This window comes from Lysinibacillus cavernae, from assembly GCF_009724685.1.
Taxonomy (GTDB): domain Bacteria; phylum Bacillota; class Bacilli; order Bacillales_A; family Planococcaceae; genus Lysinibacillus; species Lysinibacillus cavernae.
In genome coordinates this window covers 102,469-125,398 of sequence record NZ_WMEF01000013.1, presented here as the reverse complement: position 1 = coordinate 125,398, position 22,930 = coordinate 102,469, and the positions used below count along the sequence as shown (strand labels likewise).

The following is a 22,930-nucleotide window of genomic DNA, read 5'->3' as shown; positions in this document are numbered from 1 at the left end:
CCAGACTACCTACAACTTCATATGCAAGCTAAAACAACTTCAGAAATGCTTTAATATTTTTTTAAAATGCCGTCCATTCCAAACAATGGGCGGCATTTTTTTATGGGCTAAACAGAAACCACTATTATAATAGAAGAAACTCATGTGAATTTTGATTCATTCCCCTTCTTAGCTTCTACTCTAACTTTGACTATATAAGACAAAAGCATACTTATTTCCTATAATTAGCTGGTATATTTTATGATATTTCTAACATTTGACCCTTAACTTGACTGTACAACTTTGTTAAAATGATATCAGTTTAGGAGGGTAAAACTATGAAAAAACTATCAATTTTAATGTTGCTCATGATGCTTGTTAGTCTAGTCATTTGGCAACCCCAATCGGCCTATGCTGATGAGCTATCAGGACATATGCACGAAAGTGGTCTACGCTATTTAATTTCTAAGGAAGCCTTGCTTACAGATGCAAATGGTAGCTATCGTCCGAATGATACAGTTACACGCGGTGAATTTGCCACATACATAGCAAAAGCTTTAAACTTGGAGACGAAGAACGACATTACGTTTACAGATGTCACAGACTCATACGTATTTGCAAAGGAAATTAAGCTTGCAGCTACTGCTGGGATTATCACAGGTTATACAGACGGTACATTTAAGCCAGATGCGCGCATTTCAAGAGAGCATATGGCCGTTATGCTAATTAGAGCCGTTGATTATTTAAAAATACCAAAAGGTACTTCTTCTATTACATTCAAAGACAATGCGACTATTTTTAAAGATTTCCGTCAGGATGTTGCAATCGGTGCGCAATTAGGACTTATTAAAGGAAGCTCTAATGGCATGTTTTTACCTAGAGACAATGCAACAATCGGTGAAGCATCTACATTTATACTTCGTTTAATTCTTCTGGCTGATACTGTTGAAAACAATACTGGTAATAATGAGAACAACGGGAATCCCGATAATAATGGTAATGCCAATAACAATAATAACTCTGGCAACAACAATAATAATGGGAATACCACTACCTATATCGTCCAAGAAATAGCAAATGGTAACCTAGTAGACAAGCAATCCTTTACGAGCTTTGAGGCAGCTGAAAAAGCGATGACGAATAGTTCGTTAGTGATTACGCAAAATAATAAAATTATCAAAATGACTTCGGGTTATGTAGTAACGAATAATTATGTTGCGCTGAATTCTGAAACGATTAAGGATCAAATTGCGGTTGCTGGTAATACAGAAATGGAATACCTAGGCAGTGATGCCACACAAGTAAAAGTACGCTTAGCTGGTCATGTGGGCTATTTAAAGCAGGCTGACGTTAGCTTAATTCCTTCTGCTTTAGTGAAGGGACGTTCCTACTACACAAATGAGAGTGGCGAAATTAAGCATACTTTATATGATTATAAATCAAATAAGTATTCATCCAGTTACGTGTACGGCAAGGCACCTAGCTTTATGAAGCAAGGTGAAAAATACTTTAGCTGGGATGGCATTAATTTCACAAATGCTAACGGTTCTTCAAAAGGCGAAGGCTATAATTACTATCAATTCTTACCTGCCCGTGCGACAACTCAATATACAGCTGAAGAGTTAGATCAATATATTTTGCAAAAATTAGCGGAAGTTGAAAGCTCAGGAGCTTCCATTTATAAAAATGCTACAACAAAAAGTAAGTTAATTGGCTTGGGCTCCGTGTTAAAAGAGGTGGAAACTAACTCTCATATCAATGCTATGCTTATTTTATCTCTAGCTCAGCATGAGAGTGCCTATGGTATGAGTGATCACGCTCAAAACCTAAACAATCTATTTGGTTTATATGTCTATGACACGAATCCACTAAACAAAATGTTTGATAGTGTCGGAGCAAACATAAATGAACTTGTTGAAAAGTTCCTACAGCCAAATTATATTACGCCAGGCGGTCGTTATACGAATGGTGCAGTTGTAGGCTCTAAGGCTATTGGTTTCAACGTAAAATATGCCTCTGATCCATTCTGGGGCGCAAAAGTTGCTGGACACTACTATCGTGCGGAAAAATCTTTAGGCTTTAAAGATGCCAATAATCCTTATAAAATTGCACTGACAACAACAGCTGGTCTGAATGTCCGTGCAGATGCATCGACAAATCAGAGCCCACTTTTCACATTTAACAAAAGTAACATGCCCGTAATTATCACAGATACAGGTTCAAATGGTTGGTATCAAGTTGTTTCTGATAAACTACATACAGAACCAGTCTATATTAGTAAAGATTATATTAAATTCATCAATACAGTGAAATAAAAGCAATTTGGCTGCTTCTTATATGACGAGGCAGCCATTTTAATCGTTTGGTTTGTGCTTCTAAAATAAGGGTATGTATAACTAAGACAAAAGAAAAACGATTCCAATAGCTTTTGGAATCGTTTCTTCAACTCTTATTGTTTTTTATAGTATTGCAAAATGCCATTATAAATAGATTCTGCAAATAATTTAACATATTCATCATTTGTCATTTTACTGTTATCCTCAGTATTCGTTAAGAAACCAAGTTCCACTAAAATAGACGGGATGACCATGTTACGAATTACGTAGTATTGTTCTTGTTTAACGCCACGATTTTTCATATTTAAATTGTTAACAATTTGGTTATTAACAAAAGTGGCTAAATCAACGTCCTCCTGATACATATCTCCTGTAGATATAGCATAATATGTTTCAGTACCCTGTGCTGACGTATTGGCAGCAGAGTTGACATGGACACTAACGAAAATCTCACCATAGTTTGCTTGTGTAAAATCTACGCGATCTTGTAATGATGGATACGTATCACCAGTACGTGTCATATAAACTTTTGCACCAGCATTCTCTAGTAATTGTTTCACTTGAGTGCTAACTTTTAATGTAATGTTCTTTTCAGATGCAGAACCTTTTACTGTACCTGGATCTTTACCACCATGACCTGGGTCTAAAATGATAATACGATTTTGTAAAGGTTTAGCAGATTGATTTAATAGTTTTAAATAAGATTTATGCACATAACCTGTTTGACCATTATGTGTGATTTCTGCCCAGTAACCATTGATGCTATTAACTTGGACATACTCTCCCTTATTCAACTTAAATAACACGGCTGAAGTTGAATTATTTTGACTACGGACATTTAGGTTAGCAACCGTTACTCTTCCTAATACTTCTCCTGAAGCTGGTGGTGGAGGCTGTATTGGATCTGGATCAGGTTTTTCTTCTCCAGTAGTATCCGTTGTACTGTTTGCTACAACATAACCTGGTAAACCATTAACTTGTGTTAAATAGTAGCCACCAACTGTTTTGTAAACTGGTAATTTTTCATTGGCTTTAATTGATACAATTACTTTTGCTGAAGAAGTTGGCTTCACATATAAGTTAACATTATTTTTTGTCGTTACTTCTTTTTCGACTGCTCCTAACTCATTGCCGTCAGTATCTAAAAATTCAGCGTATTGCTTGAAAATATAAGCATATGCCCCTTTATACGTAACCTTTAACCAATTGCCTTCAACTGCATATACTGATAATTTACCGCCTGTATTAACCTTACCTACAATGTTAGCGTTTGAGTTAGAATCCTTTGACTTACGGATGTTTAAGCCATCTGTTGTAACTTTTACTAAGCCAATGACTTGTGATACATCTGGTACTTGTACACCTTTTACAGGTAGTTCTAAACGGTATTTTTCACTTTTTGCACGTGCAACGAATAATGAAAATTGTGAACGTGTTACTGTGCTATTTGGTAAATACGTATTGCCTGTTCCGTTCGTAATACCATTGTAATAGATTGTATTGATGTATTTCACATATTCATGTGTAATCCCTACATCAGTAAATGGTGAGTCAATTCCCTCATACTCACTCGTATCTAACTTAAATGCCTTTGTTAAGACATAACTCATTTCACCACGAGTTAGAGCCTTGTTCGGTAGGAACTCACCCTTAATATTTTTGTCGAAAAACCCTAATTGTACAGCACGCTCTATGTAACCTGACATTTCAGTGCCTACTGTAACATCTGAAAAGCTAGATTTATTCACAACTAATGGTTTGTTACCAGAGGCAACAACAACCATTTTAGCTGCTTGTCCTCTTGTTACATTGTTATTTGGGCCAAAGACTCTTTTACCATTGACAAAATAGCCCTGAATAACCCCTAAACTTACTAAATAATTGATTTCTTCATAGGCTGGGTGATTTTTAGTGACATCTTCAAATGTTATATTTGAATTGGTTGCCGCACTGACACTTGCACTATGTATCGTAAACATAGAAGCCGAAATGAATAAGACGCACAAGATAAGACTAATTTTTTTGATGTTCAATGTCTTATTTCCTCCCTTCTTGTTCTCTTAACGTGTCCATTTTAACAAAATTAGCTAAAAAATGCATCAGACAATAGAACTGTTAAAATTTAATTTTCCAAATCACATCCTTTCCTACAAAATTATCATAAAAATAGAAGAGTCTGCGATTGCAAACCCTTCTTCCATTATACGCTATTCAAAAGATCAATTCTTGCAATCTATTACACCATTAAAGTGTTAACTTTATGAACTTATTGTTGAATTCTTTTGATAAATACTTTTAATTGGTCGATTTTTAGTAACTCATCAGAACCGAAGCTACCGTCTCCATCACCATTAGTAATACCATTTGATGCTAGAGTCGAAACATATCCATTAGCCCAGCTATTTTGAGGTACATCACTAAATGTAACAGTTTCACCCTGGTTTTCAAGACCAAATGCCAGTACTAATACTTTAGCAATTTGTGCGCGAGTAATTGGTGAAGACGGGTTGAACTTCCCATTAGCATCGCCTTCAAAGACACCTAATTTCTCTACTGCTGCGATAGCACCTGCATTTGCATTTGTTTGTTTTACATCTACAAAACTAGAAGTTGTATTAGATGTATCTAAGTTCAAAGCTTTTGCAATTTGTACTGCTACCTCTGCACGAGAAGCATATACTGAAAAGTCAATTGCTGCTTGTTTTACTTCTGCTTGTTGTTGTGCATCAAATGTTGCAACGCGTTTAGCACCTACATAACGAGAACCCCAATAGTATGGATCGTTAACATTTGAGTAACTTACACCTTGCCCAGTTTGAGAGTGGATCATTTTATCGTCACCTATGTATATACCCACATGTGAAATACCACTTCCACTTGTATTGAAAAATACTAAATCGCCAACTTGAAGATCGCTTTTTGCTACTGCAGTACCTTGTTGATATTGTGAACCTGACGTACGATTTAGCTCAATGCCTAAGTCTGAAAATACTTTAGAAGTAAAGCCAGAACAATCAAAACCGCTTGTAGTTGTACCGCCGTATTTATATGGAATACCTAAATATTTAGAAGCTGTATCAGTAACATCTGCTTTAGTCGCTGCTTCAGCAGTATTTATATTAGTAGTTGAAAATAACATGAAAGATGCAAAAATCGGTAATAACCATTTCTTATTCATACTTTTGTTATACCCCTTTCAAAACTTTTTTGCCTATACATAGACTATCACAAAAGAAGCTTCTGTTATTTTTCAATTGTGTAACGGTTTTAGACAGCAAAAAAACGCTGTAATACCAACGTTTGGTGGTATTTCCAGCGTTAAAAAGGGGATTTTTTTATCGTAAATTGGAACTTTCGTAACATTCCTGTAATATTAGAGACTCTTTGTTACACAACAGCTTATTGACTAGAGAACATTTGAACCCAATAATAATTTCCTTTGCTATCCTGCGCTATCGCAACACCTGTGTTTGTATAATGTTCTTTTAAAATATTATCTCGATGGCTGGGAGAAGCCATCCATGCCTTCACAGCAATATCTGGTGTTTTAATATTTCTGGCAATATTCTCTCCAAAGCTTGTATAGTCATAATCAAATAATGTCGCTAAATCCCAAGGTGCACCATAATATGGAGAAACATGTTCAAAATAATGGCGATTCACCATATCTTGCGCTTTGATAATAGCGATTTGTGTCAACTCTGGATCATAGACAACCGGTTCCAGCTTATTTTTCTGTCTTTCTACATTAATTAATTCAATGACCTTTTTAGACCATTCTGTAGAAAGATTGACTGTTGGGATATAATCCTTTGCTAAATAGTCATAGGCTACTTCTAGTTTCTTTATTTTTTGTTGAAAAGTAATGCTTCGTTCAACAAAAACAGCAAACTGTGCACGTGTTACCAATTGGTCAGGTGCAAAATATTTAGCATTTACTCCACTAATAATGCCTATATCCGCTAAAGATTCGATATAATCTTTTGCCCAATGTGTGCGAGGAATATCTGCAAATTGGCTGTTATTATTGCTATCTACCTTGAACTGATAGGCAAGTGCTAGCATTTTCGCCACCTGCATACGCTTTAAAGGCTCTTCTGGATGAAAAGCATCACTTTTTTGAATGACACCTAGCTTAACGAGCTGGCAAATTTCCTTGTAGTACGGATGTGTTGCAGGAACATCGTTAAATTTTGCTGAATTGGCACTATCTACGTTTATTTGAAGCGAACGAGCAATGGCAGCAGCAGCTTCTGCTCTTGTAATAGGTTGCTCAGGCTTAAATGTGTTATCGCTGTATGTAGTCATATATTGTTTAGTGAGCATATGTTGAATCGAAGCATTTGCCCAGTATGCATTTGTAACATCCACAGCTTTTGCGGATGCCGCTTCTACCTGACTGAAACTAGTTAAATTTCCTATGGTTGCAGCTATTGAAAGTACCACTATACAAAGTATTTTTTTCAACAGGGCTACCTCCTCACAATGACAAAATGAAAATGTATCAAATGGCACAATCCACTAAAAATTCACCACTTATACTATAAGATACGAATTTCAACTGATATAGTTTCACTTTTTTGGAAATTAATTAATAAATCAATTATTATCTCATTATAAAAGGAGTTTTCCCGTAATATTCATTGGGTAAACTCCTTTTTTGTCATACTATTGAATCATTTTTAGATATTCTTCTAGAATACGGTAGTTATACACTAATCCCTGTTGCTCGATTGACAATGAGCTATAATCTTTTTGGGCAGCCAACACTTTTTTCTCGAATGATGAGCTATCTGGATCAATGTTGCCAATGGTTTGAACAACTTTAAGAACTGCTGCCACATCTTTTTCAGCTTGTTTTAGCGCGTCTTCATTGATAACTTGTCCTCGTACTTTTGAATCCAGTGCTTTATAAGCAGCAACTGCATTTGCCACATCTTCAATATACGTTGGCGAGCTTGGAGAAAGTCCCGCTATTAATTCTACAACTTTCTTGACATCAGCCATACTTTTCTCTGCCTCTAATAAGATAGAGTAATTAGAGATACGCTGTTTATCTGTCGTATTCAAACTATCATACTCTTTACGCACTGCCTCAACCATCCCAAAGTAAAACTTATCCTTAGGATTCAAACTAGCAATGCTATTATAGACCTTTATAACGTTGTCTAATGAAAGCAATAGCTGGTCGTTATAAACATAGCGTCTTTGATCAGCATTAAGCTTATCATAGGCTTTTAAAATCTTTTGATATTGACTATCCATATCTTTGGCCGTTAACAATCGGTCAATATCCTCTACCACACTAATGACAGGCTTAATCAGCTTCTCTTGGTCTTGTAGAACTCTATAATTTTGTACAGCTCGTTGCTGATCCTTTGGTAAAGCATTATAAGCAGCACGAATTTCTTGAATACGTTTCACATATTGCTTTGGATCAACAGCAGGTAAGTCATTGATCATTTGCATCACATTGCCAGCACCTAAGATACTCGTTTCAGCTGCTTGTAATAAGTAATAGTTTGTCACGTATTGCTGCAAATCGGCAGGTAGTGCATCGTAAAGTGAGCGTGCTCGTGATGTATCTTGAAGGAATGTGCTGCTTGAAGATTTTAATTTGCTAATCAATTCCATTACATTTGATACAGGCTCAAACTTTAAGAGCACATCAATATTATCGATGTATTTTTTCTGATCTTTCGAAAGTTTGTCATACCCCTTGCGAGCGGAGTTAACCTTACTAACAAAGTTTTTCGTTTCTGGATCTAGCTCATTAATTTGTACCATCACACTTAAAATTGGTTTGACTGCTTTTTCACGTGTTGTTAAATCTTTAATATTCGTCACTAATTTCTTTTGGTTCGATGACAGCTTATCATAGGCTACACGTGCATTCATAAGCTTCGTTAAATAGTCTGCATCTTGTTCTACTGTTAAGTTAATCAGCTCAACTACGCTCTGTGCCAAGCCCTGCTCATTTTCTGCCGCAACAAGTGCATCATAGTTTACGATGGCTTGCTGCTTCTCTTTAGGAAGTGCATCGTAAAGCTCACGAGCCGTTTTCATATCCTGATAGAATGTTTTGCTCGTTGGCTTTAATGAAGCGATGAGACCAATTAAAGAAGCTACATCCTCAACAGCGGTTAGATTAGCGTAATTCGTCACAAGTTTTTGAGATACTGCATCAAGGGCATTAAAAGCCTTGCGAGCAGCAAGTACTTTTTTTGTATAATCCTTACTTGTTGGATTTAAGGCATCAATCATTTGAATAACCTTCACGACGGACTTATTGCTTTTTTCGTACGCACTTAAAGTTTTGGCTTGTTCCACAAGCTTTTTCGCATTTTTATCCATTATTTTATATTCCGCAGCAAGGTCTGCTACCTTCTTAACAAATGTGTCAGGACCCTCATTCGCCAATGCAACGACACGGTCATCAAATGCCTTGGCCATATCGATATAGCCTTGTGCTTTTGTCAGGTCCGCATAATTGATAACCTTCCCTTGGAGAGTTGCATCCGCTAATGCTGTATAAGCATCTGTTACTTTCTTCACATCATCTTTATACGTTTTTTTAGAAGTATTTAACGCACTAATTTGGACAATAACATCTGTTACAGCTACTACATTATTTAAATCCTTATAATTTCTCACAAATGTTTTATTCTGATCATCTAGCTTTGCATAAGCAGTAAAAGCTGATTTTGCTTTAGAAATATAGCTTTTTGATGAAGGATCAAGTTTTTCAAAGAGCGAGATGACATTGACTACCGATTTATGCGATTTCTCTAAATCTGTTAAAATTTTAATGTTTGTTACACGATTTTTTGCTGCTGATGGTAGTGCATTATAAGCCGAACGGGCATCTAGCATATCTTGTACTAGATTAGATGAAGTATTTAAACTGTTAATCTTGCTAATAACATCTGTTACTGCTGTTGTTTCATTTGTAAGAGCTGCTAATTTTTCATTGAGCTTATCTTTAATGCCATCAAGTGCGGCTACATAAGCACTACCCGTAGCATCTAAAGCTGTAACAGCAGATTTCAAGTCTGCAAGCTGTGTGTTGTAGTCTGACATAGACGGATTCAATGCATTAACTTTTTTTGATAGATCAGCATAGTTGAAAAATAAATCTAGCTTAGACTTTTTATCACTATTTACTAAAGCCCTTTCACTTACTCCAAGCTTATCGTAAGCAGTCTTTGCTGCAAATGTTTTGCTTTCAAAAGTAGAAGCTGTTGGATCAATACTGTCGATTAGTTTATCCACATTTAAAGACGTACTATAAACCTTTTCCCACTTTGTTAACTCTGCTAGATTATTAACGATTTTTTTGACATTTGCCGCATTGATATTCGTTCCAGTTGGGGTATTATATGTTTCACGTGCTTTATTTATAGCAGCCACTTTATCTTGCGTTCCTTCAATAGCTGCGATATAACCCTCAATTTCTTTCGCAGAAGCTATATTTGCTACAGCCCCTTCTAAATCAGCGGCATTCTTTACATATTCCTTAACAGTATTTGTAAGTTTATTAAATTCAATATTTACCGAATCGACTTCTGTACGATAAGCCGCTTCACTTGAAACACGTAGTGCTGAAATGCGCTTGGAAATATCGGCTGCTGTTTTATACTGCGTAAAGTCAGTATAATTTGTCACCAACTTTTGCGAAGCCTCATCAAGACTGTTGTAAGACTTTTCAATAGCGGTTACTGCACTAATGAAACTAGTAGCTGAAGTAAAGTCGGCCGGCTTTTTTGCTATCAATTGCGTAATACTTATCGAAACTTTATCTGCAGCAGTCAGACCTGTTAACGCATCCTTATATTTTTTAAAAGGGGCTACTGCATCATTTTTTGGATTATAAGCTTCCACAACTTTCTTTTGATCGGATGTTAATGCACTATAGGCAGTTGTCACACTATTTATTGCATTAGGAATAGCTGTAGGATTATTATTTGTAGAGCCTAATAAACCAACTAAAATATCTAATGTGTCGGTAGCTACTGTCGCTGCAGTTGCGTCACCAACTAATTTATTTAGTTTTTCAATATCTGCTTCCTTACCTTTAAAATAGGTATTACGTTCAGCTTCATTGTAGCCGTATTGTAAGGATGCGCCTCTGACTGTTGAGGCAATGCCTTTAGCATCATTCGCCAAAGCTTCAGAAACAGCTATTTCAAAATCAGCTTGTACACTTAGATAAGAATTAACAGTATTTTCATCTCCTAAAAATGCCTTATAAAGACTATCTAAATTTGAGACTTCACTTATGAATGTCTTACTAGTATAAGATGTCGGAGTAATTTTCTTTCCTATATCCAGTAGTTCACTTAATAGTCGACGTTGCTCCACTACATAAGTGTACTTTGCTTTAATAAATGCAATTTCGTCATCATTAAAATCTGTTGTACTTAAAACCTCAGCATCCCCTTTGGCAATGACCATATCATCAGGTGAGGAATTTTCGGATAACTTGCCAAATTGTGCAATAGTTTGTTCTCTTGATGTTGCGGCTGCCACCTCGTTAGCATAGGCAACTTGCTCTGTTTGCGTTGTGGCACGAGACTGTGCATCATTTTCTTGTGCATTCGCTATAGCCGTAGGTGCCAGTAAAAGACTTGTTATGACCCCTGCTGTCAATTTTCGATTCAATCGAACCACCCTTTCATCTTTTTATGTATAGGAAAATGTTTGTGTCTATTTCCATCTTAGAATCATTACTTTAGTATCGGTGTAAATGACATGTTTTCAAGCCAATCTAGTATATTTACAAAATTATGAGCATCAAAAGTAATTTTTCAAATTTACTAGCTAGAAAAACAGGAAGTTATTTCAATTATACTATACAATGGTCTTATATGATGTTTTTCATCAATCGACATGTAGTGATGGAATACGTTTTTTTCAACGAAATTATTGGAAAAAAACAGCTATTTTCATATGTCATAATAGCTTTACAAGGTGTATACTACAACTTTGATATCTCATTTTGGACGAAAGGACGCTGTTTATGTTTTACCATTATAAGTTCTGGCATAGCTTAAAAAATCCTACCTACTTTACAAGCATCGTAGAGGAAGGCGAGGTCATCGGATATAAAAAACGCGCATTAACGGTGTTTAGCCTATTTATCCTGTTGTTCGCTGCTCGCGAATATTGGGGAATGGGGACAGAAAATTTAACGTCCTTATTCGCAATGGATTTACAAAATGAATACTATGTAGCACGCGTACTTTCCATGCTCGGTGCCATTTTATGGGCGATCGTTTATTTCTGCTTCCATTATTATGGTGTCACATACCTTTTACATCTATTAACGGACATTCCTTATACTTGGATAAAAAAAGTCCAACTTTATGTTGTTGCCTTTCTATTAATTGAAAAAGCAATACTCTTCGCTGTTTTCTATGCAGTAGGCTTTACAACGATGTTTTCTTTCTTTTCTTTAGCTCCCGCTGCCCTACAGGTGATTGAAACAGATTTTGTCTTATTCAGCATCAATCAATTGACGGTAACAACCGTTTTAATCATTATTGTGCAGTATCTATTCCTATCAAAATGGGAAGAGGAAGCTAGTAGAAAAATGTTAGTAGTCAAATTGATTGGTATACAACTATTTATGGCCTTATTTGTTGGGATGATTAGTGTTCTACCAATTAAAGAATGGATTGCTAGGGGGTTAGGATGATGGCATTTATCAAAGCAAGACCATGGACAAGTATGACCATTGTGTTGGCGATGCTAGTAATCGGTATAAATGCTTATTTTGTCTTCAAAGAAGATAGCAATGTGACTCGATCCTACTTTATCGACGAATTTCAAAAGGCTTATATCGGCACGAATACAGAGCGTGTCAATAAAGAAACCATTGTAGCACCTGCTGAAACGTATACGATTACGGCCGATGCAACGAGCTTATCAGCAATTAATGTAAAGCGTGGTCAAAAGATCATGATGAATGATTTACTTGCTACATACCAAACGGATGAAGTGGACGAAGAGCTAACAAAGCTTGAATCGGAACGTACAGCCTATGAAACAGAATTAAGTGATTTACAGGATGCACTGGATCAAATTGAGGATGAGTATGGGGACGGGTCTGATCCAAAAAGCTCCATTAATACAGATCAAATCAATGATAAGCTGTCTGTTACGCTAAAATTAGAGCTTGCTCAACAAAATTCACCATCGACAGCAGTTGCGCTGTTAAATCGACATATTGCCGAAACGAATCGCCAAATTGCGCTAATTGAGGCACAAATTACACAAATACAGTCTCGTCAAGGTATTGTCAGTCCTATTGACGGTGTTGTGTCAGCAATTAAAGAAGAAGCTGGTGCAGTAACTTTTGAAATCTATTCGAATGAAAAAGCAATGTATGCCTATTTATCAGAAAAGGAATGGCAAAAAGTACAGGAAGGCCAAACCGTTGATTTTAAAGTGAAACATGTTAAAGATGCATTAACTGGCGTCGTATTAGAAAAACAAATGATTGCGACAGATGATCAAACATTTTGGGCAAATGAACTAGCCAAAACAACAGCCTTGCCCCAACCAACAAGTTATGAAGTGACATTGCAACAAGATGCGCCATTAGAGGACATTCCATTTTCAACAACTGGCAAAGTCTCTATCATTGTTAATGAAGCATTTGATTCTTATAAGGTTGATAAATCATGGCTAGCGAAGACGAAAAAAGGGAATAAAAAGCTATACATCATCAATCAGGATGGCAAAATCCAGCTAATCGATGTCAATGTGCAATTTAATACCGCTAAGTCAGCTATTTTTATGGACTATGTAGATGAAGGAACGCCAATGCTCTCTAATGAGAAACGTACTATTGAAGCCTATACCTTCAGAACATTACCTGTTGAAAAAATTCAATGGAACCATTTTAAAGAGTTAACTTGGAAGCAATATGTGAAATATATCGTTTTCTAATCTAAATCCGCTTCGTCCTTTTACGGGCTAGGCGGATTTTTTGTTATAAAAGAAGATGACACTAAAAAACATTTAGCAAAGCGAGCGATGGGTTGATTTCCGCTCCGCCAGCGTCCTTTCCAGGGGGCGTCCGATGAGCCGCTTCACTCACTTCCGTTCGCTCCAGGGTCTCATCTGTGACGCTAAATCCCCTAGGAGTGACGCTGGCTTCACTCCAATCAACCATGCTAAAAAAGTGTCTTTTCCTTTTCTTTCATACTAACAGTAGTGAAAAATGTGGAGAAGTGATGAGTGACAGCATTATGATTAGTGAAAACCTTTCTAAAAAGTTAACATTTTGTGGGTTGGAGTGGAAGGTTACTTGACTTTCGTGGGATAGCGAGACAGGCGAGATCCTGCACAGAGAAGTTGTCGAGGAAGCGGCTCGGCACTAGCCCACAGGAAAGCAAGCAACGGATATCCACTTCACCTTTCACAAAAATTCCGTTGATTGTTTTATTTTTCAACAGAACATAAAGAATCCTCTGTAGCTGTTACAGAGGATTTGTCTTCTTTATTTTAATGATAGACATCTATTTAAGAAGCTTGCAAATTGAGCACGTGTAATTTGTGCATCTGGTCTAAATGTATTATCTGGGAAACCTCCTGTTAAATCATTCGCCACAAGCGCTTGGATGTTGCTGTACGCCCAATGAGTTGATTTAACATCTGTGAAGTTTACTTTGCTCGTACCTGTTAATTTGTACGCTCTTGTTAGTATCGCTGCCATTTCTGCACGTGAAAGCTGTCCGTTTGGATTAAACTTCCCTACTTCCTGCCCTTTAATAATGCCAGCCTGCTCGACTGCTGCAATGGCACTATATGCATAATGACCTTTACTCACATCTGTAAAGCTTGAATCTTTCGTTGTTGTTAGATTTAAAGCTCTAGCAATAATTGTCGCTGCCTCTGCACGTGTAATAGATGCTTCTGGTTTAAATGTTCCATTTGAGTAACCTTTAATAAGCGATTTATTGTTTAAGCTTTGTATTTCTGAGAAAGCCCAATGCCCTTTCGTGACATCTGTATAAATTAATTCCTCATGATTGTCTTTATAAACAGCCTGTAATTGATCGAAGTATAGTTGGCCTTTCTTTTGAAGCGTTGCTGTTGGTTGAGCAACATATAAACGCTCAAATTTTAATGGCTGTGCTAGATCACTCGGAATATTTGCCGTCACGTATTTCCAGCCACTCCAGTCTAAACCACCTTGACTTGTGAAATCAATCGTATGCTTAGCGCCAGTGCCATCAACAACAACGCCTCTTAGCCAATGCTTACCGCCATCACCGAATACCCACAGACCAATGTTTTTAGGCTGACCTGACATAGCAATTGATGTATTAGCAACCATATAGGCCGCTTTTGTGCCTGTACCTGCTGTTGTGAAATCATAATTTAATTGTAAGCTAGCCGTTCCTTGTCTAGCATACTCTTTAGAGTTTGCTAATGAAGCATTTGCTTTCGCCACTTCTGTTGTCCAAGATGACGCATTATCAAAGCTATCTAGTACAATAGGTTTTTCTGCTAAGTCTACTACTTTTACAGGTGTAGACGTACGAATACCTTCATACTCACCGATAATTTTTCCTTCACCTTTTTGTGTAGCTGTAAAGGTTGTTCCGTCCATCTTGCCGATATTTCCTTCAACTGTCCATTTCATATTGGCTGGGTTGATTGTCATCGGATTCAAGTATTGATCATATGCATTCGCAACCTGCATATCAACTGATGAACCTTTCATTACTTGACCAACACTACTTAATGTAATCGATTTTGCTTTCCCTGGTGGCGCAGTATTCACAACCTGTAAAATGGCTGATACACGACGCTCACTTCCTTCTGATGGTCTGTTCACAAGGTTGGCAAAATAGCCTCCCGGATTACGCACGACCATCGCAGTAGAGCCGCCTCCATCTAAGTTAATAGCTGAGGAAGCACCCATTGAAATTAAATGAGAAGCTAAATCTGATAAATTAACACCATTACTATGACCACTTATGCGACCATCAATTGTCACAAGAGATACCTTCGTACCTGTGGCATCCACTGCTATTGCAGTACGTGGACTACGTGTGGAGGCAAAGCCAGAATTCGTTGGCATTGAAATATCAACTTTACCATTACGCACAAGCATTGGTCCTGCAGCTAAAATGAACTGTGCATCCATCCATTTTTGATCGATTGATAAGCTGACATCAACATTTGTACCTGCTGTAATTTTACTTAATTCAGTAGCTAACTCTTTATTTTGAACAGAAATAACAAAGCCATCTGCTGGTACAGATGAGTTACCCTCTGCTCCATAAGCTGTTACATGGGAAACCGTGCCTGAGAATTGATCACCAAAATGCAAGCTGTTTGTATCTTGGCTAGCACCTGACACTACCAGTTCCACACCCCAAGTATTCGAACCTGTTGATTTTTTTTCAGGTGTATATAAAACCGTTTTATTTGTTCCTCGTTCACTATTAATGAGATCGATAGGATAGCTTTTGCCATTCACTTGGAAAGATAGATTCGTTGTATAATAATCTGCGATCGCTTTCCCTGATTTAGATAAACCAAACGCAACTGGCTTTTGAGTTGGGCTATCATACGTATCTCCCAAAATACCATAGTTCACAATTTCATTTTTTTCCGCTAACAAGTTCGCTGGCATACCATTTCCTAAAAAGTAAGAAGCATTTACTGCTCCAACAACACGATGACCATCATACGTGTTTTGCTTTGCCATCGCTGATGTTGTTTTTAATGAATTAATAGGATTTGGCATACCGATTTCTAGTTTTGTATATGTATTATTTAAATTGACATCTAAAACATTTACAAACTGACGTATAGAACCTGAAGAATAGTTTTGCTGAACATGTGTTACTTGTGGTGAAACCTCTGTTTTAACTTCACTGACTTTATTGCCTAAACCAGCTGCTTGGCCATTGATTGGGTTGACTGCTAGTATAAGCACGAACATGACTACAACAATTGTTACTAGTTTTCTTGCCAATTTCTTCACTCCGAATATATTCAAAGTTTGGCACGTTTTCATGTCACATGACCCGTGCCAGTGACTTTTTTATTTTGTTTCTACATAGATAGCTACTGGAAGATTAACACCGCCAGCATGAATTAGTTCTAATTCAATCGTATCTTTTGAACCATTCATCTTGAAATCTGGTAATTCAACATACTCTGCTCCCACTCTTAAAGAAGGCACTAAATATACCTGACCATTGACCTTAATAGCACCACTGTATAGCCCGCCTCGACCAGCTAGTTTCAGCTTAATCGTTTTTGTAGTTCCCGATGGATTGACCACAGGAATGGAAACTTTGTAGTTCATACCGAAATGACCTGGATTTCCGACAGCACCATTGATTTGTGAAAGTGAGTTTTCAGCTGTTTGTAGATTGTCAGTACGGCCATTAGAAATGTTATAGCCCACCTCAGGAGAATCTACTGTATAGGCTGGTAGCTCTGCTAGAATAGTAGCACTTGGCCACGCACCTCTTGGATGTTTCGCATACTCATCAATTGCAACCTGATCGGATAGGATTGTTGATAAATCTGTATCATCCTTGGAAAGCACTGTGCGAATTGTATACTCTGGCTTTCCTCCATTGACCGCTTGAATATCTAGATCATGTAAAAAACCAATTATATAATCGTGATGTAGATCGAATGTTTCAATCACCTTCGTTTCCCCTGGTGCAATAACAATACCACTACTGTCCGATTTTTTAAGCTTGTTATTTAACATAGCGTCCGCGATCGTCAAACCAATATCATGACCTACCCAGCTATTTCCTGTTTTTTGGTTAATACCTTTCGAGTCAGTGATCTTAATGCTTTCTGTCGTAGACTTGTTTTGAACCGTAATACCAATATTGACATCTGCACCTAACGTGTTGTAATGCCAGCCAAAGATACGATGCTTATTCGTAGCTGCTGTTGGTTTCACATCATATTGTGCAAGCGTTGCATTATTGGTTGGCACTAGCTTACGTGTTAACGTTTCTGGGTTATCACTAATAAATAAATCACGATCCCCTTCTAAACGAGCAGAAGGAACTGCCTCTGGTGATGACGTAGTGCCATATGATTTTTCCAGGAAGGAGCTTGTGTACATATAACGATAAACGTAAATATACATTTCTTTCTTTTCCGTGATATAGCGTAAATTTCCGCCTAACGCATCGACAAGAAACTTAGCAGGCACGTACATTTTGCCTTTTTGAATAAATGGCTTTTCGATCATTGTCACTGCTTCATTGTTAACCAAAGCTTGATTGCTATTATCATTGAAAATAAAGCTCATACCACCAATTAGCAATTCAAAGGAGCCATCAGGTTGCCATGTGCCAGAGGAATCATCTAAATAATCATAAATATAGCTGGCAGGTAAGTAAGTTCTTCCATCCTTCGTAACAATTGGATCTTTCATCACAATACGCTTGTTATTGATATGTAGAATATAAGGATCTTCCTGTGGTGTCTCTGGTTGTTGATCATCGGAAAGCGTAATATCTACTGATTGCGTAACCGGATCCCAATTTACAGTGCCATCAAAGTTTTCACTAACGAAACGGAGGGGCATGTAAGTCCGGTCTTTATACATAAATGGTGCAACATCCATTCCCACCTCTTGTCCATCGACTAAAGCCGTCATCGAATCAATCGTTAAATCAACGTTCTTACCATTGCGAGTAGCTGATGCTGTCAACGTTTCCTTATTCCAATCGACACTCGCACCAATCGCTTCATATAATGCACGCATTGGTAATAATAAGAAATCCGATTTATTTAAAATAGGGTCATTGACACTAATCGTCTCCCCATTAATCGTGATCGAAACATTGTTTTTTATCTGAATTCCATTGTTACTAGTAGCTGATGCAGACGCTTGTCCAGGCAAAATGGTAGCCAAAGCAACTGCTGATACAATACATGTAGTCCTTAGTTTCTTAAACATCTTAATCTCCTTTTTTTCTCTTTCAATAGTCTTTATCATCTTAACATGAAAAACACCAAAATGTGGGATTCTTATCGAAAAAAGTAGAATTCGGTACTAGAGTGCTAAGCGCTCTCCTTCAAAAGCTTCATATGGAGCAAATGGTATTTCCATAATTCCATGAAGATTTTCTAGTAAACGCATTGTTGCTTGATAAATCCTTTTTTAATAACCTCCATCATACTGAGTTTTAAAGTAATGAAGCTGGCTTTTTATAAAATTCAAATCGTTCTATGTATGAATATTACTTGATAAGTAACTTCATTATTAAAATCTGTTCTACTAGCATGTCTTGTCATCTAACACCTATTTTCTTATATAGTTAAGTAGACTCTTTATATTAGAAAAAGTTACATGATTTTTAAATCCTTTTCGAAAGAAGGTAAATAGTATTCATTTGCCAGTATTTCTATTTCTACAGTTAGCAAGGTCTTAAAATACAGTCAAAAAAACTCTATGAGGAAAATTATCCTCATAGAGTTTTCATGAATATTTTAATAAACAACTAATTAACCAAAAATGTAGTTAATTGCTTATTTCACAGTAATTACTGGTTTAGTAATTGAAGTACCTACTGGAGTTACAGTAGAAGTCAATTTAATAACAGCACCAGTTTCAGCTGCATTAAACTTATCAGCAGTATTTGCAGTAATTGCAGCCGCAAGGTTTGTTGCTTGAGCAGTTTCAGCTGCTAATACTCCAGCTGAAGCTTCCACTACAAATTGAGTAGCTGTTGGAATTGTACCAAATGCTACAGCAGTATATTCAACACCATCAATAACTACTTTTTCACCAACAGCTAATTTAGTAGCGATTGTGAATTCTTGTGTTGCAGCAGCAGCTACTACAGCTGGTGTAAATACAGGAGCTGCAACTAAGAAGTGACTAGTTGTAGAAGCAGATACATCAACTTTACCTGCGCCAGAATCTAATAGACCTTTAATTACAACTGTATCTCCTGATACAGATGCATCAGCAGTAGGAATTGCTGCTTTAATTGCATCTACAGCACCTTGTGCACCTTTTTTACCAACTAGGTTGATAGGTGTAGCCGCACCACCATCAATAGCTAAAGTGATAGTTTCACCTGTTGCAAATGTATAATCTGCAGCAATTGATTTAGAAGTATATTCAGCAACTTTAGCAGGAGCATCTGCTACAGCTTGAGTGAATGAACCAAAAGTTAGTGAACCTGCTGCTTTTTTCAACGTTACAGAAGCTGTAACATTTTGAGCTACACCTGCAGCATTTTTAGCATCTGCATAAGTAACTGTTAATGTACCAGCAGCTAAAGTAGATAGCGTACCCGCTTGAACAGTTGTAGCGAATACACCTGTATTTACACCAGTTTCTACTAATGTAAGTGATAATGGAGCATTTGCACTATCTTTTAAAGATACTGTTGCCGTATCGATAACAGTTGAACTTAGGTTAAGATCTGCATCAGCTAATGAAATTGTTAAAGTATTTGTAGCACTTGTTAAATCAACTGTACTACCTGCTACTGGAGATAATGTTAAAGCGCCAGTAGTTGGAGCAACTGGAGTAGTTGGTACAACAGGTTTAATTGCATCAACAGAAGTACCAGCAACTGCACTAATTACTTTAAATGTAATATTATCGCCATCTACATTGTATGAAATTGTTACTTTTTGAGTAGTAGCTGCATATTGAGCTAATAATGCTTCCCATGCTGCTTCACCATATACTTCATTACCATTAGCTCCGAAGTATTTAAATGTTTTACCTGATACACCAGCATATTTTACAGGTTTTTTACCAGCAAACCAGATAGAATTGCTGTTTGAACCAGAATCAGCTGTGTTATATTGTGCAGCTACGCCAGTGTATGAATTTGGAACATCATCTGTAGCTGTAAATGTTGCAGTAGCTTCTTTAGCTGTGAATGCAAAGTCTTTTGAATCTTTACGAGCAGTACCAGTTGCAACTACACGTACAGAAGTTGTTTTACTTTCAGCAGAAGTTACAAATAAGCTTGCACCATTCTCAAAAGTGAATGTTTCACTGCGGTTAGGAGAAATTACTGTATTGCCAACCTTAATATCTTCTCCACCAGTATTGAATACTGTGTAAGTAACTTTACCTACTGTATATCCACCAGTAAATACTTTACCACTTTGGTTCACTAATTCTGCTTTGAATTCTGCAGTTTCGTTACCATCGAATTTAGTAGTCGATTTAGTTACACCAGTTTTGTATGCCTTAATTTCTGCACCATCTAAATATGGAGCTTGGAAGTGAGAAATAGTAGCAACAGTTTTTGGTTCGCCTTCATCTAATGAACCTTGTTTAGCATTTGCACTGTTGATATCGATCCATGCTACTGGAGTTGCATAGTCATTTTCGTTGTCACTTGCGATAACAAATGAAGCTTCACCTTTATCATTTGTTTTAACAGAAATTTGTTTAGCAGTGTTTCCAGTGCTAGTAGTTGGGTAATATTTATCAGTATCTGCATCAACAAACTTAGCTTTTGTATTAGTAGAGATAACACGATCGATATCTTCGTTAAATGCTACGTTTACAGTTTCGTTTTTAGCAACTTTACCTTCTTTATCTTTTACAACTACTTTATACTCACGACCATTAGCTTCGCCAGTTGCTGCAACTTCTCCACCATCACGAGTGATTTCGATTTTGTATTCAGCTTGAGTAGCTGCAAATACTACTTTAGAAGTTGTAGCTTGTAAAGCTGATGCTTTATAAGTTTTGTTGTTGTTAGTTGCTTCTGAAGCTGAAATAGGATTTAAAGCGTAAACTACAGGAGTAACTGTTGCATTAACACCTGATACTGTGAATGTTGCTTCACCTTTAGAATCAGTTGTAATTTGTGCAGCTTCTAAAGCTGTACCATTGCTTAATTGTTTAACAGATAAACCGTTAACTGTAGCATTAGCCAACTTGTCAGCAGTAACATTCATGTTTTCTAAGAATCCAACGTTAAATGTTTTGTTAGCTTCTGGTTTACCAGTTACATCGTTTTTATAAGTTACTTTATAAGTTTTGTTAGCACCGTTGTTGATTGTAGCACCTGTAGTTACTTCTTCAATCGCTAGGATTGTATCAACACCCCAGAATACATAACCAGTTGAGAATTTAGAACGGTCACCAGTTGCGTATACAGTTACAGTATCAGTTGTTGCAGCATAACGAGTATAAGTGTGAGTTGCTACACCTTTGTCGTCAGTAATTGCTTCAACAGTAACTGGAGCTTTAATTCCGTCAGCTGAACCTGGTACGAATAATGTTACTGGGATACCAGCTTTAGAAGCACCTTCAGCTACAGTAACTTGTGCTTTAACAGTTACTTGTTGACCAAGTTTACCTTGAACTGATTGTTCTACGAATTCAACTTTAGTTGGAATTACTGCAGATACACCTTTGAATGAACCAAGTTTTTCTCCATCAAGAGTTACTGTGTACTCTTTGTCAGCTGTTTGAGCTGCAGTAGTTAAAACAACAACTTTTTTGTTTGTTTGTTTTACAGCTGCATTTTTAACTTCTAAGCCTTCGATTTTGAAATCAAGTGCTTCAACATTATCAACTTCAGCGTCGAATGTTACTTCAACAGTTGTGTTGTTGATTGCTTTGATAGCTGCATCTACTGGAGTTTCAGTATCAACTAGATCAAGAGTACGAGCGAATACTACTGCGAAGTCTTGACGAGTGATTGCTGCATTTGGTTTTAAGTTTAATTTGCCGTTTTCTTCAGAACCAGTGAAGATTCCGTTTGCTACAGCTGTTTCTAGAGCAGTTTTAGCCCAAGGTTTAACTTGAGAAGCGTCAGCGAATTGACCTAGGCCTTCGCTACCTTCTAAACCGAAAGCATCTACAAGAACTTTAGCTGCTTCAGAACGAGTTAAAGATTTGTTTGGTGCGAATTCGTTTGCACTTACGCCTTCAAAAATGCCGTTTGCTACTACGGCTGCGATTGAGTTGTAGTACCAAGCACCTTTTTTAACGTCTGAGAAGTTTACATCGCCGTCAGCTTCTAATTCTAGAGCTTTCGTGAAGATTTCTGCAGCTTGTGCACGAGTTACTGTGTTAAGTGGGTTGAAGTTCCCGTTAGTGTCACCTTGGATTACACCAGCGTCAACTAAAGATTGAACTGCTTCTTTAGCGTATCCAGAGATTTTGTTATAGTCGTTTACTTGAGCAGCAGATGCTACAGGTACGATTGCTGATGCAACTAATGCAGCTGTTGCTGATGCCGCGAAAAACTTACGGCCTTTGTTTTGCTTTGCCATTAATGTATTCCTCCCTAAAATTCCTTAAATTGATATTAATCCAACGAAAACTATAGTACCGCCTAGTTACCTAAATGTATGTATTATAGCTTTCTTGAATAATACAAAACTAAAGCAAATTTGTTAGTAAATTTACTAGAAAAAGCGTAGTAGAATACCATTCTAGTAAGTTTATTCACTTTCTACAATAATATAACACTATCTTTTACTAAATTCAAGCATTGGGACATAAATTTAGTTATAGAAGATTTATTTACCATACCTATTATGGTATTAAATAGATACAATAAACCTTCCAACTAATTATACCCTCATTTGGATTGGTAACATATAGTTCCGTTACC

General features: G+C 37.0%; 10 protein-coding genes. 3 read left to right on the top strand and 7 right to left on the bottom strand.

Annotated features, from left to right (window positions below; genetic code table 11):
* The first annotated feature begins 317 nt into the window (after positions 1-317).
* Positions 318-2,294 (top strand): S-layer homology domain-containing protein, encoded by a 1,977-nt coding sequence (locus GJU32_RS19945; RefSeq protein ID WP_155593671.1) that lies wholly within the window; start codon positions 318-320, stop codon positions 2,292-2,294.
* 134 nt (positions 2,295-2,428) lie between these two features.
* On the opposite strand, the gene GJU32_RS19940 is transcribed toward GJU32_RS19945, so the two are convergent.
* The 4 genes from GJU32_RS19940 to GJU32_RS19925 form a co-directional block, all read right to left on the bottom strand.
* Entirely contained in the window at positions 2,429-4,348 is a 1,920-nt protein-coding gene (locus tag GJU32_RS19940) for an N-acetylmuramoyl-L-alanine amidase (protein ID WP_155593670.1), read from the bottom strand.
* Positions 4,349-4,581: 233 nt separating this feature from the next.
* The gene (locus GJU32_RS19935) at positions 4,582-5,493 is read right to left on the bottom strand and encodes a C40 family peptidase (protein WP_155593669.1); all 912 of its coding nucleotides are present in this window, start codon (positions 5,491-5,493) and stop codon (positions 4,582-4,584) included.
* A 221-nt stretch (positions 5,494-5,714) separates the two neighbouring features.
* Positions 5,715-6,782 (bottom strand): CAP and S-layer homology domain-containing protein, encoded by a 1,068-nt coding sequence (locus GJU32_RS19930; protein ID WP_155593668.1) that lies wholly within the window; start codon positions 6,780-6,782, stop codon positions 5,715-5,717.
* A gap of 201 nt (positions 6,783-6,983) precedes the next feature.
* Entirely contained in the window at positions 6,984-10,985 is a 4,002-nt protein-coding gene (locus tag GJU32_RS19925) for an LXG domain-containing protein (RefSeq protein WP_230875100.1), read from the bottom strand.
* A 349-nt stretch (positions 10,986-11,334) separates the two neighbouring features.
* Here GJU32_RS19925 and GJU32_RS19920 point away from each other — a divergent pair, with 349 nt between their 5' ends.
* On the top strand, positions 11,335-12,012 hold the full coding sequence (locus GJU32_RS19920; protein ID WP_155593666.1) for a hypothetical protein: 678 nt from the start codon (positions 11,335-11,337) through the stop codon (positions 12,010-12,012).
* Positions 12,012-13,268: an HlyD family secretion protein gene (locus GJU32_RS19915; protein ID WP_155593665.1), complete on the top strand. Its 1,257-nt coding sequence runs from the start codon at positions 12,012-12,014 to the stop codon at positions 13,266-13,268. The genes GJU32_RS19920 and GJU32_RS19915 overlap by 1 nt, the downstream gene beginning before the upstream one ends.
* Positions 13,269-13,821: 553 nt before the next feature.
* On the opposite strand, the gene GJU32_RS19910 is transcribed toward GJU32_RS19915, so the two are convergent.
* The 3 genes from GJU32_RS19910 to GJU32_RS19900 form a co-directional block, all read right to left on the bottom strand.
* Positions 13,822-16,323, bottom strand: coding sequence for an S-layer homology domain-containing protein (locus GJU32_RS19910; RefSeq protein WP_230875101.1), 2,502 nt, complete (start codon positions 16,321-16,323; stop codon positions 13,822-13,824).
* A 60-nt stretch (positions 16,324-16,383) separates the two neighbouring features.
* Positions 16,384-18,279: a stalk domain-containing protein gene (locus GJU32_RS19905; RefSeq protein ID WP_155593663.1), complete on the bottom strand. Its 1,896-nt coding sequence runs from the start codon at positions 18,277-18,279 to the stop codon at positions 16,384-16,386.
* Between the two features lie 572 nt (positions 18,280-18,851).
* Positions 18,852-22,586, bottom strand: a complete 3,735-nt coding sequence (locus tag GJU32_RS19900; RefSeq protein ID WP_155593662.1) for an S-layer homology domain-containing protein — start codon at positions 22,584-22,586, stop codon at positions 18,852-18,854.
* Between the last annotated feature and the right edge of the window lie 344 nt (positions 22,587-22,930).

Excerpts from the sequence above, each read along its gene's own strand:
- GJU32_RS19935 (WP_155593669.1), bottom strand. The coding sequence starts at position 5,493 with ATGAATAAGAAATGGTTATTACCGATTTTTGCATCTTTCATGTTATTT.
- GJU32_RS19900 (WP_155593662.1), bottom strand. The coding sequence starts at position 22,586 with ATGGCAAAGCAAAACAAAGGCCGTAAGTTTTTCGCGGCATCAGCAACA.
- GJU32_RS19945 (WP_155593671.1), top strand. The coding sequence starts at position 318 with ATGAAAAAACTATCAATTTTAATGTTGCTCATGATGCTTGTTAGTCTA.
- GJU32_RS19920 (WP_155593666.1), top strand. The coding sequence starts at position 11,335 with ATGTTTTACCATTATAAGTTCTGGCATAGCTTAAAAAATCCTACCTAC.
- GJU32_RS19905 (WP_155593663.1), bottom strand. The coding sequence starts at position 18,279 with ATGTTTAAGAAACTAAGGACTACATGTATTGTATCAGCAGTTGCTTTG.
- GJU32_RS19915 (WP_155593665.1), top strand. The coding sequence starts at position 12,012 with ATGGCATTTATCAAAGCAAGACCATGGACAAGTATGACCATTGTGTTG.